The sequence below is a fragment of the Desulfoluna sp. genome (assembly GCF_030145185.1).
Classification (GTDB): Bacteria; Desulfobacterota; Desulfobacteria; order Desulfobacterales; family Desulfolunaceae; genus Desulfoluna.
Genome location: NZ_JAQYWB010000019.1, coordinates 48,205 through 61,763, shown reverse-complemented (window position 1 = coordinate 61,763; position 13,559 = coordinate 48,205). Strand labels below are relative to the sequence as shown.

The following is a 13,559-nucleotide window of genomic DNA, read 5'->3' as shown; positions in this document are numbered from 1 at the left end:
AAAAAATGTCCCTGCGAGGCTCAGGCGCATGAACGGGTACATTGAAAAGGAGGGGAACGACAATGGCGCTGTGATATCAGCTTACTATATTTAATGAATCAGCATTGTTGAGTCCTGTCCTTTTGCCTTGAAAGGCACACCTATTATATATCGGATGGCTGTCGCAACTTATGAAGTTCCTTTTTAGGGAAAAAAGACTGTTGCGTCGTTTGTTGCGCATAAATGGTTGGCTTTTTTATTTAAGCTTTAAATAAAGACCCAGGCCTATCATGAGCATGGCCTTGGCAAACCACAGGGGAAGGGTCGCCCGTTTGGCGGCGCGGTGGATCTCTCTTTTGCGCAGGGCCAGCAAGGTGAGGGGAAGGGAGAGGAGAAACAGGAGAGGGTAAATCCAGACGAAGCCGACGATGATCCAGGCGAAGGGGTCTGATTCTGATCCGGGGCTGTCAAAGAGGAAGAGAGAGGCGACCCCGAAGGGGGTCCAGGCGAGAAGAATAAGAAAACAGAGGGCGTTTCGCATTCGGATGGCCCTGGGGGTGGCCGGGGCGATCCAGGTCAGATAGCTTTTTGTGAGGCGATATGCCAGGCTGGCCATCAGGCAGGCCCTTTTTGCAGGAAAGATTCTTTTAACGCCAGGATGCGGCCCGTCGCGACGGCATGAGCCTCGGGGCATTTGGCCGCCAGGGTTTTCAGGGTCTCTGCCAGGGTCTCGTAGCGGGGGCTTCGGTGGCAGATAAGGGCGATGTCGACGTCTGCGTTCACCAGTTGATGTGCCACGGTCTCCATATCGCAGGTGATGGCCTTCATGTCGAGGTCGTCGGTCATGACCACGCCCTTGTACCCCAGGCGTCCTCGGAGCAGTCCTTTGACCACCTCGGGCGAGAGGCTGGCGGGCCACTGGGGGTCAATATCAGTGTATTTGATGTGGGAGAGCATGACGGCGGAGGCGCCGGCATGACATGCCACCTGGAACGGGACCAGATCGGCTTGCATCAGCTCGGAAAAGGGGGTGGCCAGTTCCGGCAGGGTGAGATGGGAATCCAGGGTGGTGCGCCCGATCCCGGGGAAATGTTTGACCACGGAGAGAACCCCTTCCGCTTCAAGGGCTTCCATGACCTGAACGCCCCGTGTGCCCACCTCCCCAGGAGATCCCGGAAAAACCCGTTTTTCCATGATGCCGGAAAACCCCTCGGGCTGCACGTCCAGCACCGGGGCCATGTCCATGTTAAAGCCGATGGCGGACAGCTCTTTTCCCGTGGTGCGTCCGAAGTGCTGCGCCGCTTCAAACGAGCCTAAGGCTGGAGCCCCTTCTGGAAAGAGGGTCAGGGGTTCTTTCATGCGGGACACGACGCCCCCCTCTTGGTCTACAGCGATGAAAAGAGGGGGAAGCCCGCAAGAGGCCGCATGTTTTTGCATTGCATTGCAAAGGGAGGCCACCTGGTCTGGGGACTCGATGTTTCTGGCAAAAAGAATGACCCCGCCTACCTTGAGGGTGTCGATGAGGTATTGCAGGTCGTCGGTAAGGCCGGTGCCGTCAAAGCCCACAAGGAGTCGCTGCCCCACCTGTTCGACCAATGTCATGCTTGAAAAATGTGTCATATCACTTTCTCTGGTTTTCGGAATAAAACAATAAAGAAGCTGCCTCCGGCGCAAGGTGGGGGCACCTTGAAACCCAATGGCGAATGCGTGGAGGTCGTCGTTATGCGTGCGCTTTCGGGGCATTCGCGCGAAGGGTGAAATCCGGCAGCCGTCGCTGAAGAAGATGCCGGTTCTATTTTTCCACTGTTTGTTCTTTTATTCGTTGACGCCTCTAAGTCTTGGGCTACTCTCGCCTTTAGCCTTTAGCCTTTAGCCTTTCGCCTTTCGCCTTTCGCCTTTGGCCTTTGGCCTTTCGCCTTTAGCCTTTAGCCTTTGGCCTTTCGCCTTTGGCCTTTGGCCTTTCGCCTTTCGCCTTTGGCCTTTCGCCTTTAACCTTTACCTTTTCCTCAGCTGATACGTCCGCACGGCCTTCCCGTGTTCTTTTAAGCTTTGCGAAAAGTGGTGGGTCCCATTTTTTTTAGAAACAAAGTAGAGGTACGATGTTTTTTCGGGGCGGACGGCGGCGGTGAGCGCGGCCAGGCCTGGGCTGGCAATGGGGCCTGGGGGGAGTCCCCTGATGACATAGGTGTTGTAGGGGGTTTTTCGGCGCAGGTCTTTTCGGGTGATGTTTCCGTTGAAGTCTTTGATGCCGTAGATCACCGTGGGGTCCGTTTCCAGCCGCATCTTTTTTTTCAGGCGGTTGTGGAAGACCGAGGAGATCAACGGACGTTCAAAGGTGGCGCCGGTCTCTTTTTCGATAATCGAGGCCAGGGTTACCACCTCATTGGGGGTAAGCCCCAGGGCCTTTCCGTCGGTTTGCAGCTGAGGGGTAAAGACGCTTTTAAACCGTTTGACCATGGCTGTAATAATGGCCTCTTCGGTCGTTCCTTTTTCGAAAAAGTAGGTCTCCGGGAAGAGGTAGCCTTCCAGGGAAGGCGCTCCTTTCGGGAGGTTCATGCGGTGGATAAATTTTTTGGAGAAGCAGAGCTGGGAGAGGCGTTCCGCCTTTCCGAGTCCGTTTTGTTCCACCACCTTGGCGATCTGTGAGACCGTGTAGCCTTCAGGGATGGTGAGTTTGTGGAGGTGGACTTTGCCGCGGGTGAGGCTGGAAAGAATCGCTTCAGGCGTCATAGAACCCGACAGGCGGTATTCTCCGGCTTTGATTTTTTTGTCGAGGCCGTAAAGGGTGGCCATGAGCCGGAGTTTGGTTTCTGAGGTGCAGATCCCGGCCTGGGCCAGTTGACGCGCCGTGGTGTTAAAATTTTGGCCACGGCCGAGGGTATAGATCAGCGTCAGGTTCGGGTCTCCCTGGGGGGTGCGGTAGAACCGGTGAAGGTGTACTGCCGAGCCTCCGGCGGCCACTGCAAGAAAAAATATCAGGAGGAGGAGGGGCCAGAGGATCTTGAGTGTGCGTGGTTTGGTCTTTGTTTCCGTCATGGGTACCCAATTGTCTGGTTCAAATCACGGCATCGCTTTGTCGCTGCTGACGATGCACCATCACCGCGATCATATGTCAGGCCCTGGTTGTTTGTCAAAGTGTGCCTTGCGTGGGCCGTCGTCAGAGAGGGCGGGATTGTCCCCTCGGAACGTTCAGAACCGGGGAAGGGCCGCATGCAGAGCAGGCGACCCTTCGGTGGATCCGTGGGGCTCGAAATACAGTGCTTTACCGGTGACCCTTTTGGCGGATGCCACTCGACTCGTGAACGATCCGCGAGAGGGGTCGTTTCTCAGGCGATGATCGATCCTGCCCGAACGGCTTTCAGGTAATTCATGCAGAAGTTGTCCTGGCCCAGGATCATGGTTGAGGTCTTCAGGACCGCCATGATCTCGGTGTCCAGAGGGTCCATGATGGCGGAGTCAAAGCCACGTGCCATCATCATGGACAGGAAGATACGGTTGACCACTTTGCGTTGGGGCAGGCCATAGGAGATGTTGGAGAGGCCGCCGGTGGTGTGAACCCCTTTGAGCTCCGTCATGATTTTTTCCACCGCATCCATGGCCATGGTGCCGTTTTCGGCCGCCACGCTTATGGGCTGAATCAGCGGATCGATAAAGATGTCATTTCGTTTAAAGCCAATGCCTTCCAACTCTTCGACCAGGGTTTTGGCCCGGGAAAAGATGTCGTCTACGTCCTTGGGCATTCCAGAGTCATCCATGCACAAGGCGATGATGCGGCACTCTTTGCCTTTAAGAAAATGGATCATCGGGTCAAAACGATCTTTTTCGAGGCTGATGGAGTTGATCATCGGGGGCTGATCGACCATGCCGTAAGCCATCTCCAGGATGGCCGGGTCGGGGCTGTCGAGGCATAAGGGGAGCCGGGTCGCCTCTTTGACCACGGAAAGAAGCCATTGCATATCGTCTTCTTCGTGGCCGATGCGGGCGCCTGCGTTGACGTCGATGTAGGTGGCTCCGGCAGCCTGCTGTTTTTGCACATCGCCTCGGATGTAGGCAGCATCGCGTTCAGCGGTGGCGGCCTTTACTTTTTTAAGGGTGGTGTTGATGCGTTCTCCGATAACGGTAAACATGGCGTCTCCTTAATATGTAGTGCCTTGTTGAGCGCCTCGCAACATGACATCGGTGTTGCGAGGCCATCCTGAGGTTCCGATTAGTTGAGAAGGGCTTTGGCCAGTTTGCTGGCGGAACCGGCATCGGAGGCATACCCGTCGGCACCGATCTCGTCGGCAAAAGCCTGGTCAACGGGGGCTCCACCGATCATTATTTTCAGGGCCTTTCTGTCCGTCTGTGAGCTGATTTTATTGACTGTCTCGCGCATCATGGGCATGGTCGTGGTTAGCAGTGCGGAGAGGCCGACGATCTGGGGTTTGTGCTCTTCGATGGCTTTCAGGAAGGTGTCCGCGTCCACGTCGACGCCCAAGTCCGTGACTTCAAATCCCACGCTCTCAAGCATCATCACCACGAGATTTTTTCCGATATCGTGGAGATCTCCTTTCACGGTGCCCATGACCACGCGACCGGCTGAGGACGCCTCTCCGGCAGCAAGCAGGGGGGTCAGGATCTCTACGGCTGTTCCCATGCAGTGGGCCGACATCAGGACCTCCGGGATGAACATCGCACCGGACTCCATGCGTTCGCCTACGATGCCCATGCCTTTAATAAGGCCCTGGCTCAGGATATCACTGGCAGAGGTTCCCTGGTCCAGGGCTGCTTTGACCTGGGTTGTCAGGGTATCGAGGTCGCCGGAAATAAGGGCTTCAGTGATGGCATTCAAATCAGACATAATGACTCTCCATATTTAAATGTGACGTGTTGGGGCTTTCCTGTGAAAATGAAGGTCAGAGATCGGGAAGCCCGGGTGTGGGGGTTGTTCTCAGAGTGGCCTTCCCTTTTCCTGTTCAGCATATGAACGGTGTTATTTTTCAGGGCAGAAAAAATCATCCAGAGGAGACCTCATATGCTGTGCTGCTTCCGTGGGGTGGTACCTTTTCAGTCGATTTCTTTTTAAGCACATAATTCCATACTGTGCAATATATTAAATGAATATCCATATTATGGAATAATAATCGGCTCGGGAAGCCGTCGTCTGTTCGTTTTCGCGGGGGGCTCCTCGATTCAAATGGCAAGGGCATTTGTTTCTGGCGCGTTGCATTCTCGTCAGGGATGTCTACATTAGTGTATTGATGATGACTCTGGACAGAAAAGTGAGGATACGATGAAGACAACCTGTGAGTATGAAGGTTTTGAGCAGGGGCCCATCCGGCCTCCGAGTGAGGCCGCGAGCCTGTTGATTCGCGTGTCGCGGAACTGCCCGTGGAACCGTTGCACCTTCTGCCCGGTGTATAAAGGGGCGTCCTTTTCCCTGAGGTCGGTGGAGGATGTGATCCGGGATATCGATGCCGTGGCCCGGTATGCACTTCCCCTCCATGAGGTGCTGGCAGAAAAGGGTCGGGTGACGCGTCAAGACATCGAGGGGGTTCAGCAGACGGTGAGCGGGGGGGATATCTATGCATTTCAGGCGGCCGTCAACTGGAGCCGGGGGCGGATGAAGTCGGTGTTCCTTCAGGATGCCAACAGCCTCATCGTCAAGCCGGAAGATCTGATTCGGGTTCTGGAGTACATGAGAGAGGTTTTTCCATGGGCGTATCGGATTACTTCGTATGCACGGTCCCACACCGTCGCCCGCATCAGCGACGCACATCTCACCCGTATGTGTGCGGCGGGGCTTAACCGGATTCATATCGGCATGGAATCCGGCTCCGATGCGGTCTTGAAACAGATGAAAAAGGGGTCTACCAAGGCCATGCATATCGAAGGGGGCCAGAAGGTGAAGCGAGCGGGCATGGAGCTTTCCGAGTATGTCATGCCCGGTCTGGGGGGCAAGGCGCTTTCCCGGGAGCACGCCCTGGAGACCGCCGATGCCCTCACGCAGATCAACCCCGATTATATTCGGCTTCGGACCCTTGCCATCCCCGGTCACACCGAGCTCTACACGGATTGGAAAGAGGGGCGCTTTGAAAAAATCACCGACGAGCAGGCTGCCGGGGAGATCCTTCTCTTCCTGGAGTCGCTGGGGGAGATTACCAGCACCCTTGCCAGCGATCATATCCTGAACCTGTTTCAGGATGTGGAGGGGCGCTTTCCCGAGGACCGGGAGGCGATGTGCGAAAAGATCCGAGCCTTCCTTGCCATGGCCCCGGTTGAGAAGATGCATTACCAGGTGGGGCGGAGACTGGGGCTGTTTCACGGCATCGGGGGAATGCAGGGGTCTGCCCATATGAAGCAGGTGGAGGCGACGTGCCGGCAGTACGCCATTACGCCCGAGAACGTGGACGAGGTCATTACCCAGCTCATGACCCAGTTTATCTGATCGATCCCGTCTGCGGGTAACCCATGATGAGTCTGAAAAGGGGCACGTGCGGTTTCGCCCGCTCGGCATGCTTCATGATCTCGGCTCGCCGGTCAATCCGCCTGTTCGAGGGAGATGCGCTCGAATTCTTTTTCAACGGCAAAAAAGGCCTCCACGATTTCGGGGTCGAAATGTCTGCCCCGCTCCTCCCTGATAATCTGGCAGGACGTTTCGTGGGAGAAGGCCTCTTTGTAATACCTTTTCGTCCTCAACGCATCGTAGACGTCGGCCAGTGCCATGATTCGGGCGGAGAGGGGAATGCTTTTGCCGGCCAGCCCCGCCGGGTAACCGCTGCCGTCCCATTTTTCATGATGGGACAAGGTGAGCTGAACGGCAATCGTGAGAAAGGAGCGGAATTTAAGTTTCTCCTGGGCTTTGCAGATGATATCGGCGCCATATTGGCAGTGCTGTTTCATGATCTCAAATTCCTGGGGAATGAACGGCCCTTTTTTCTGGAGAATCTGATCCGGGATGGCGACCTTGCCGATATCGTGGAGCGGGGCGGACTTCACCAAATCCACGATATACTGATCTGTAAGATAAGAGGATTGGGTGGAGTCCTTTTTTAATTGCCGGGCAATGATGCCTGTGTATTCCGCAGCGCGGGTGACGTGGCGACCGGTTTCCCCATCGCGGAGTTCCGCCTGATAGGCCAGGGCCAGGATGGTGACGTCTTCGGTCTGGAGCAGCTGACGGTTGATGGTGAGGAGTTTTTCCTGCTCCTCTTTCAGCGCGATGCTGATGCTCACCGTGCTCTTGTAGCTTTCCTGGATGGTGCTGAGCATCCCTTTGTGAATGCCGTTGCCCATGGCCACAAAAATCGCTCCCCAAAAAAAGACCAGCGCCGTGATGAGCTCAATCCCCGTGTCGGCGCCTGCGAGAAAAAAGAATAAAAAGCCGATGTAGCCGAAGAAAAAGAATGCCATCATCGTCAGGTGAAGCGTGATCATCCGCGATAACTTTTTGCTTTTGCGAATATAAAAGGCTTGCAGCAGTTGAATTGTGCTTCGAAACTGCCGGATGCTGTATATCATTATTCCTGCACCTGAAAGAATAAAAAAGCTGATCATCAACGTGTAGAAGTCCATGGATACTCCAGGTTTAGAAATCAATTTGAAGGGCAGCGTTATTGTGACGGTACTCCCCTCCCGGGGATATTTTTTTCGGAACATACAGCCATCGTGTTGACTGGTTTTAGAAACAGAGAGTCACGTCTATTTTCTGATACTATCGGCAGCATGAGTGAAATCTTGAGGCAGGAAAAGAGTCCGAAGGGTCGGTTAGTCAAAGGATGAGAAAATTGAACAGAAAACCGAAAATGACATTTTGTGTTTTTCAAACACCCGATTCTTCTTCAGAGGAGACAGCCCCGCCTCCTGATTTGGGGGAGCGTTTACCGGTGCCGGCGGGAGCCTGACGGATCGCAATGGAAACGAGAACATCCATGGGGAATGTCTAAAATCGGCCGGTTCATTGATTGAAGGGTCTTGCCTTGTTTTTGAATGGGGAAAGATGAAATGATCGGGGGGCGTATCCATGGAACCAAGTTATTGAGGCAGAGGCCGCTGCGGGTGGGGAGGGCCGTTTTACGTGCTGAGGTGCGAATAATTTTTGGTGATTCTCCTTATTTTCATGGGCACGGATCAGTGACAAAAAATCTTGCTAAAGCCGATAGGCTTGGAATATACTAGCTAAAATAATTGAAGAGTGAGCGGTTCATGATGACCGCTTGATTCTTTTTGTCTTTCGTCCATAAGGGCCGCTCTCTTTTCCCCATCTCGGGGGTTGGACCAGAATATAAAGCATAGAAGGTATTATTATACATGTTAAATTTGTTCAGTCGATTCATCGCATTCTTACCTTTATCGTGGGCCATGGCCTTGGGACGCTGTCTTGGGTGGGTCTGGTTCAATATCATCCCGGTCCGAAGAAAATTGGCGTTGCAGAATATCAACCGTGCACTCGGGCATGAACTCTCGGCGACGCAACAGAAGCAGATGATTCGGGAACTGTATTCGAATTTTTGCATGTATATTATGGAAATTCTTCGTATCCCTCACATGTCCCTCGAAGAAAATAAAAAATTGGTTCAGATTGACGGGTGGGAACATGTTGACGCGGCCCTTGCGCGTGGGAAGGGGGTCATTCTGGTGGCGACCCACCTTGACAACGTGGATATCGGCGGGTGTTCCATGGCCATGCGGGGTGCTCCCATCGCAGTGGTCGTGAAAGCCATGAGTAAAAACGCGGAAGCGTTTATCTCCATGGTGCGTGAGAATACCGGTGTGACCATTATTTCCCGCAACGGAACCAAAAATTACATTAAAGAGCTGCTGGCAGAAAATAAAATTGTCACTCTGGTCATCGACCAGCATCTTGCCATGCATCGTTCCATCGTGTGTGAATTTTTCGGGCAACTGGCATCCACCACCCCGGCTCCCGCGCGTTTTGCCCTTGAAACCGGTGCCACCATTATCCCGGCGGTGATCAACCGAAAAGAAAAAGCCGGGTATCACCATGTCAAGGTCGGTCCATCCTTTGCCCTGGAAACCCCCTATGAAGACCGGGACCTGAATATCCGGCATAACACGGAACGGCTGAACCGCATCGCGGAATCCTGGATTCGTGAAACCCCCAACCAATGGTGGTGGTTTCACAAACGCTGGAAAGTTCAGGAAGACCCGGAGGGCTGGGACATCCCCGAATCCCTCATGAAGCTGAAGACCGAAAAATCGAATGCAAGCTGACAACACCTTCGGGTGCCGGTGACATAAGGATGATGCAATGAAGCAGCTATGGCCGGAAGAGCTGGGCAGGTTTTTGAAAAGGCATGGGGAAGGGGAGTACACCCTGGTGGACGTGCGGGGGGAAGAGGAGTACGAGGCAGAGCACATGCCAGGCTCCATCTGCATCCCGGCGCTTGAACTCGGTGCGCGTGCCGGGGAGCTGGATCCCAGCCTGAAGACCGTGTTTATCTGTGCCCGGGGAGCCAAGTCCCTTGCCACGGCACTGATCTTCGAGGAGAAGGTCCATCCCGAGGGGGACGTCTACAACCTCATGGGCGGTCTCGATGCCTGGATGGGCCGGCTCGCTTATGGCCTGCCCCGGATCCGACTCGTGAGCATCCATGACGACCTGCCCCGGATGCTGGTGACGGCCATGGACCTTGAAAAAGGGGCGTGGCGGTTTTACCAGCGGCTGGAGATGCTGATGGCAGGCGCTGGCCCTGAGGCCCTGGTGAGACGGCTCGCCGCCGTGGAAATCTCCCACCTGAACCTCCTTCATACCCGCCTCAAACGCATCGACCCTCAGGCCCCGGATAATATGGCCCTTTTTAATTCGCTTCCCGGCGTCCTGGCCGAAGGGGGGGAAAGCGTGTCCCTTTTGTTTCAGCGACTTGAAAACGGCGATCTGGGCTGGGAATCTCTCTTTGAGGTGGCCCTTGAAATCGAAATGGCCGCCTATGAAATGTACCGCAGTCTGGCAGCCGGCATGGACGGCGAAGGGCGCGGTACCTTCTACGCATTGGCCGAGGCCGAAAAAGGTCATATCCGTATGCTGTTGACTGAAATGGATGCTGAGGCGGGGTCTGTCTTGTAAGGTTATCTGATCGTTTGTGGCCTAGTCACTGCAGACGCTTTTGACCTCTGCAAGGGTGGTCTTTCCGTTGATGACTTTTCGAATTCCGTCCATTTTCAGGGTTCGCATTCCCTGGGTGAGGGCCATCTCTTTGATGGGGCCGGAGGCGCTTTGTCTGTGGACGAGGTCTTTGATGTCCGGTGTGGCCACGAGGAGTTCGTGGATGCCGGCTCTTCCCCGGTAACCGCTGCTGTTGCAGAAATCGCACCCGGTGGGTCTGTAGAGGGTCAATTCCGTAGTGTCCGTAAGGCCAAGCTCTTCGGCACGGGCCTTTCCGTACTCATTGATCAGGGCATCGACTTCCTGGGGGGCGGGGGTGTAGGCCTTTTTGCAGTGGTCACAGAGAAGGCGTACCAGGCGTTGTGCCAGAACCCCCAGCAGGCTGTCGGCGACGTTCATGGCGTCGATGCCCATTTCTGTTAAGCGGGTCACGGTTTCCGCGGCGGAGTTGGTGTGCAGGGTGCTCAGGACCAGGTGGCCGGTGAGGGAGGCCTCCACGGCGATTTTTGCGGTCTCCAGGTCGCGCATCTCCCCGATCATGATGATATCGGGGTCCGCGCGGAGAAGGGACCGCATGGCCCGGGCAAAATCCAGCGGGTCGGCTTTTATGCTGCGGTTTACCTGAACCTGGCGCAGGCCTTTCTGGGTGATTTCCACGGGGTCCTCCACGGTCCAGATTTTCTTTTCCGGGGTGTTTAAAATGTGGATCAGGGCGTGGAGCGTCGTGGTTTTTCCTGATCCTGTGGGACCCACTGCCAGGAGGATTCCATAAGGCCTGCGGATGATTCTGAGCAGTTCTGTTCGGTTGGCGTCCGAAAAATCAAGGGCATCCAGTGATAAAAATCCTCCTCCTCCTGAGAGAAGGCGGAGGACGGCGTCTTCTTTTCCGCCCATCGTCGGGGTGATCTCCACCCGTAATTCGATAATTTGATGGCCGTTTTTCAGGCGTATTTTTCCGGATTGGGGGAGGCGGTGTTCATCCAGTTTCAGGCCGGCCAGCAGTTTGATACGATTAAGGACAGACTGGGAGAGGGCGGGGGAAATGTCGGTGTAGGGAAAACAGGCACCGTCCGATCTGAACCGTACCACGGTCTTATCCCGTCCCGTGCCCGGCTCGAAGTGGATGTCCGAGGCCGATTTGTCGCAGGCATCCAGGATCATTTTGTTGACCACCTGGATGACCAGGGGGGCATTTTCGTTCAGGATGTCTTCAACGTCATTGTCCCGTTCATCCACCATGGGCTCTGAGAGTTGGGCTTCCATAAGAGAGGCAACGTCACCATGGGGGGATATCATGCTTTCGACGGCGTCAATGTACCTTAAAATGTCCTTTCTGAATCCGACATAGAGCTTGATTTCATCCACCATCATGGTTGTTTTTATCTCATTGACCACGTCAGAGTTCAGGGGGTCATCCAGAAGCAGGGAGAGGGTCCCCGCCTCCTTTGCAATGGGGATGGCAAAGGAACTCCGAAAATAGGTTGTGTTAAACCCTTTCAACAGGTCCGGGGAGATGATTCGTGTCTCGGAAAAGAACAGGAAATCGGTAAGATAGTGACGGGAGAGGGCGGCGGCCATCGCCTTTTCAGGGATCTGGAATCTCTCCAGCAGCACGCTCACCACATCGCCGTTCAGGGGGTCTGAGCTGTGCTCGCGTGCCGCCCGGGTGGCCTCGTTCAGTTCATCTGTGGTGAGTTCCCCTTTTTTCAGCAGGAGATCGAATTTTCCTGCGCCAGGGTGGCTGTGGTCACGGTGAAACAGGGTGGCCGATACGATTTTGCCGAGGTGGGTCAAAAAGTCGGCCACGTCGGGAGAACGGGAGGTCTCGTCTTCGGTGTTGATCAGCTGAATGATTCCGATCAGCTCTTTACCCTTTAACAGGAGAGGAACCGAGAGGATGGATTGTATCTGAACGCCGGTTTTTTCCTCATAGCGGGGGTCGTATTTCATGCCGGGGTACCTGGCGATATCCTCTGGATCCCGCACGTCATTGACATTGACCACGATTTTGTTCTGGGCGGTATACCCGGCCAGGGTGTCGTTGGAGACGGGAAACCTCAGACCGGTGTAGATGTCGTGGAACTTGAACCTTGTGAGAAGTTCATGGGTTTTTGCATCGAAGGCAAAGAGGCGGACCTTTTCAGCGTGGAACAGGGTGGTGATTTGTTCAGCCAGTTCGTTGAGGAGGCGTTCAACGTCGGTGGCCTGGCTGAGGGAGAGGGCAAGTTCCAGGATATCACTGGCCTTCGGGTGGCTGATGGAGATCATGGGCCGTTCCTGTGGTACTCATTGGGGTGAGGCGGGTGCCGAACCAGGGTTTTTTTGTGGGCCGTTTTCTAATCTGTCAGGGCGTCTTTCAGGAAGGCAATTTTATCGTCCCCTTCCTGGAACTGCAGCACTTTGCCGTTGAGTTTCATGGTCAGTGTGTAGTTGTCTCCCACCCGCCCATAGTCGATAAAATCCCTGGCATTGAGTGCTTCCGGGAGGTTGATGGGCAGCTCTCCCTGCTCGCTGCGGAACTGGTCAAGAAGATCGGCCGCCGTGATGATTTCCAGCCGGGCCGCGTGTTCGATCTGCCGTGCCTCGGGCCGGTGAAAGGGATGAAACATCTGGTCATAGTGCAGGATGAATGAGGCGATGAGGACAAGGAGGGTTATCACCAGGATCCATACGGTCAGGCGTGCCCTCTCCGGTGATTCTCCGTGGGCTTGTTTTGCGTGGGACATTTTGATTGCCTGGTCCTGGGCGGCTTGTACAAGTTCATCAATGGCTTTTGCATCGCTGATTTTTTTATGAGGATCATCTTGTGTGTTCTTTTGGTCAGCCATAGTTGCTCCCCTTGTGATTACATGATTTTTACCTTTGCCCAGCTGTGCCCCATATAAAATTTAAATCTGTCGGGTCCCATCATCTGCTGAAGGGTGATCAGGAGCTTGTCTGCTTTTCCATATTGTCTTGATCCGAATATCAGATAGGGCTCGTTCATTTCAGCGAAGCCCCTGTCGGCTCTAAATATGTTCGGCGCCCCGGATCTCAGACGGATCACAATGGTATCGGGACCATTGAAGATCTCATCCGTGAGGAAACCCTTCATGGAATTCGGTGCCTTGCCGGCGGCGGCTGTTTCAAAATCCGGGTACTTGTTCTCTTCTGCGTAGGCCACAGCCAAGGCGGTTTTAATGATTTCAATTTGGCCCACAAGTTTCACGGCTTCGGCCTTGAGAATATACTGGTGGTAATTGGGTAGAGCGATGGTGGCCAGGATGCCGATGATCGCGACGACTGTCATCAGCTCAATCAGGGTAAATCCGTTTTGGCTCTTCCATCGTGATGTCGTTTCCATATGTCCTCCCCTGGGTTTGGGATGAGGTGTTCCCTTTGTCGGGGAGCACAGGTCATGAAGAAGCGGGGTCTGTAAAGAGGGGCTGAACAACGCAGGCGGGTTACCGTGAGGGTGAAACAGAGAATTTCGATG

At 54.6% G+C, this 13,559-nt stretch carries 12 protein-coding genes; 3 read left to right on the top strand and 9 right to left on the bottom strand.

Annotated elements, in window-relative coordinates; all coding sequences use genetic code 11:
* Positions 1-235: 235 nt before the first annotated feature.
* From Q1Q75_RS08115 to Q1Q75_RS08095, 5 genes are all read right to left on the bottom strand, one after another.
* Complete coding sequence (locus Q1Q75_RS08115) at positions 236-595, bottom strand: hypothetical protein (RefSeq protein WP_300669089.1); 360 nt, start codon at positions 593-595, stop codon at positions 236-238.
* The gene (locus tag Q1Q75_RS08110) at positions 595-1,599 is read right to left on the bottom strand and encodes a glycoside hydrolase family 3 N-terminal domain-containing protein (RefSeq protein WP_300669087.1); all 1,005 of its coding nucleotides are present in this window, start codon (positions 1,597-1,599) and stop codon (positions 595-597) included. Before Q1Q75_RS08110 ends, Q1Q75_RS08115 begins: the two co-directional genes overlap by 1 nt.
* Before the next feature lie 375 nt (positions 1,600-1,974).
* Complete coding sequence (gene mltG / locus Q1Q75_RS08105; protein WP_300669086.1) at positions 1,975-3,015, bottom strand: endolytic transglycosylase MltG; 1,041 nt, start codon at positions 3,013-3,015, stop codon at positions 1,975-1,977.
* Positions 3,016-3,305: 290 nt separating this feature from the next.
* Positions 3,306-4,106 carry a dihydropteroate synthase gene (locus Q1Q75_RS08100; protein ID WP_300669083.1) on the bottom strand — a complete coding sequence of 267 codons (801 nt, stop codon included), beginning with the start codon at positions 4,104-4,106 and terminating at the stop codon, positions 3,306-3,308.
* A gap of 80 nt (positions 4,107-4,186) precedes the next feature.
* Positions 4,187-4,819 carry a corrinoid protein gene (locus Q1Q75_RS08095; protein WP_300669081.1) on the bottom strand — a complete coding sequence of 211 codons (633 nt, stop codon included), beginning with the start codon at positions 4,817-4,819 and terminating at the stop codon, positions 4,187-4,189.
* A gap of 432 nt (positions 4,820-5,251) precedes the next feature.
* On the opposite strand from Q1Q75_RS08095, the gene Q1Q75_RS08090 reads away from it, so the two are divergent.
* On the top strand, positions 5,252-6,406 hold the full coding sequence (locus tag Q1Q75_RS08090) for a radical SAM protein (protein WP_300669079.1): 1,155 nt from the start codon (positions 5,252-5,254) through the stop codon (positions 6,404-6,406).
* 92 nt (positions 6,407-6,498) lie between these two features.
* On the opposite strand, the gene Q1Q75_RS08085 is transcribed toward Q1Q75_RS08090, so the two are convergent.
* Positions 6,499-7,533: an HD domain-containing phosphohydrolase gene (locus tag Q1Q75_RS08085; protein WP_300669075.1), complete on the bottom strand. Its 1,035-nt coding sequence runs from the start codon at positions 7,531-7,533 to the stop codon at positions 6,499-6,501.
* Between the two features lie 735 nt (positions 7,534-8,268).
* On the opposite strand from Q1Q75_RS08085, the gene Q1Q75_RS08080 reads away from it, so the two are divergent.
* Together Q1Q75_RS08080 and Q1Q75_RS08075 are read left to right on the top strand one after the other, a co-directional pair.
* On the top strand, positions 8,269-9,192 hold the full coding sequence (locus tag Q1Q75_RS08080) for a hypothetical protein (RefSeq protein WP_300669072.1): 924 nt from the start codon (positions 8,269-8,271) through the stop codon (positions 9,190-9,192).
* 37 nt (positions 9,193-9,229) lie between these two features.
* Complete coding sequence (locus Q1Q75_RS08075) at positions 9,230-10,045, top strand: rhodanese-like domain-containing protein (RefSeq protein ID WP_300669070.1); 816 nt, start codon at positions 9,230-9,232, stop codon at positions 10,043-10,045.
* Positions 10,046-10,066: 21 nt separating this feature from the next.
* Here Q1Q75_RS08075 and Q1Q75_RS08070 read toward each other — a convergent pair whose 3' ends face one another.
* From Q1Q75_RS08070 to Q1Q75_RS08060, 3 genes are all read right to left on the bottom strand, one after another.
* Positions 10,067-12,352 carry a GspE/PulE family protein gene (locus tag Q1Q75_RS08070; RefSeq protein ID WP_300669067.1) on the bottom strand — a complete coding sequence of 762 codons (2,286 nt, stop codon included), beginning with the start codon at positions 12,350-12,352 and terminating at the stop codon, positions 10,067-10,069.
* Between the two features lie 68 nt (positions 12,353-12,420).
* Positions 12,421-12,912 carry a hypothetical protein gene (locus tag Q1Q75_RS08065; RefSeq protein WP_300669065.1) on the bottom strand — a complete coding sequence of 164 codons (492 nt, stop codon included), beginning with the start codon at positions 12,910-12,912 and terminating at the stop codon, positions 12,421-12,423.
* 17 nt (positions 12,913-12,929) lie between these two features.
* Positions 12,930-13,427 carry a prepilin-type N-terminal cleavage/methylation domain-containing protein gene (locus Q1Q75_RS08060; RefSeq protein ID WP_300669062.1) on the bottom strand — a complete coding sequence of 166 codons (498 nt, stop codon included), beginning with the start codon at positions 13,425-13,427 and terminating at the stop codon, positions 12,930-12,932.
* Positions 13,428-13,559: the final 132 nt, after the last annotated feature.

Coding starts and splice junctions, on each gene's coding strand:
- Q1Q75_RS08085 (WP_300669075.1), bottom strand. CDS start 7,533: ATGGACTTCTACACGTTGATGATCAGCTTTTTTATTCTTTCAGGTGCA.
- Q1Q75_RS08090 (WP_300669079.1), top strand. CDS start 5,252: ATGAAGACAACCTGTGAGTATGAAGGTTTTGAGCAGGGGCCCATCCGG.
- Q1Q75_RS08060 (WP_300669062.1), bottom strand. CDS start 13,427: ATGGAAACGACATCACGATGGAAGAGCCAAAACGGATTTACCCTGATT.
- Q1Q75_RS08115 (WP_300669089.1), bottom strand. CDS start 595: ATGGCCAGCCTGGCATATCGCCTCACAAAAAGCTATCTGACCTGGATC.
- Q1Q75_RS08095 (WP_300669081.1), bottom strand. CDS start 4,819: ATGTCTGATTTGAATGCCATCACTGAAGCCCTTATTTCCGGCGACCTC.
- Q1Q75_RS08065 (WP_300669065.1), bottom strand. CDS start 12,912: ATGGCTGACCAAAAGAACACACAAGATGATCCTCATAAAAAAATCAGC.
- Q1Q75_RS08070 (WP_300669067.1), bottom strand. CDS start 12,352: ATGATCTCCATCAGCCACCCGAAGGCCAGTGATATCCTGGAACTTGCC.
- Q1Q75_RS08100 (WP_300669083.1), bottom strand. CDS start 4,106: ATGTTTACCGTTATCGGAGAACGCATCAACACCACCCTTAAAAAAGTA.
- Q1Q75_RS08075 (WP_300669070.1), top strand. CDS start 9,230: ATGAAGCAGCTATGGCCGGAAGAGCTGGGCAGGTTTTTGAAAAGGCAT.
- mltG (WP_300669086.1), bottom strand. CDS start 3,015: ATGACGGAAACAAAGACCAAACCACGCACACTCAAGATCCTCTGGCCC.
- Q1Q75_RS08080 (WP_300669072.1), top strand. CDS start 8,269: ATGTTAAATTTGTTCAGTCGATTCATCGCATTCTTACCTTTATCGTGG.
- Q1Q75_RS08110 (WP_300669087.1), bottom strand. CDS start 1,599: ATGACACATTTTTCAAGCATGACATTGGTCGAACAGGTGGGGCAGCGA.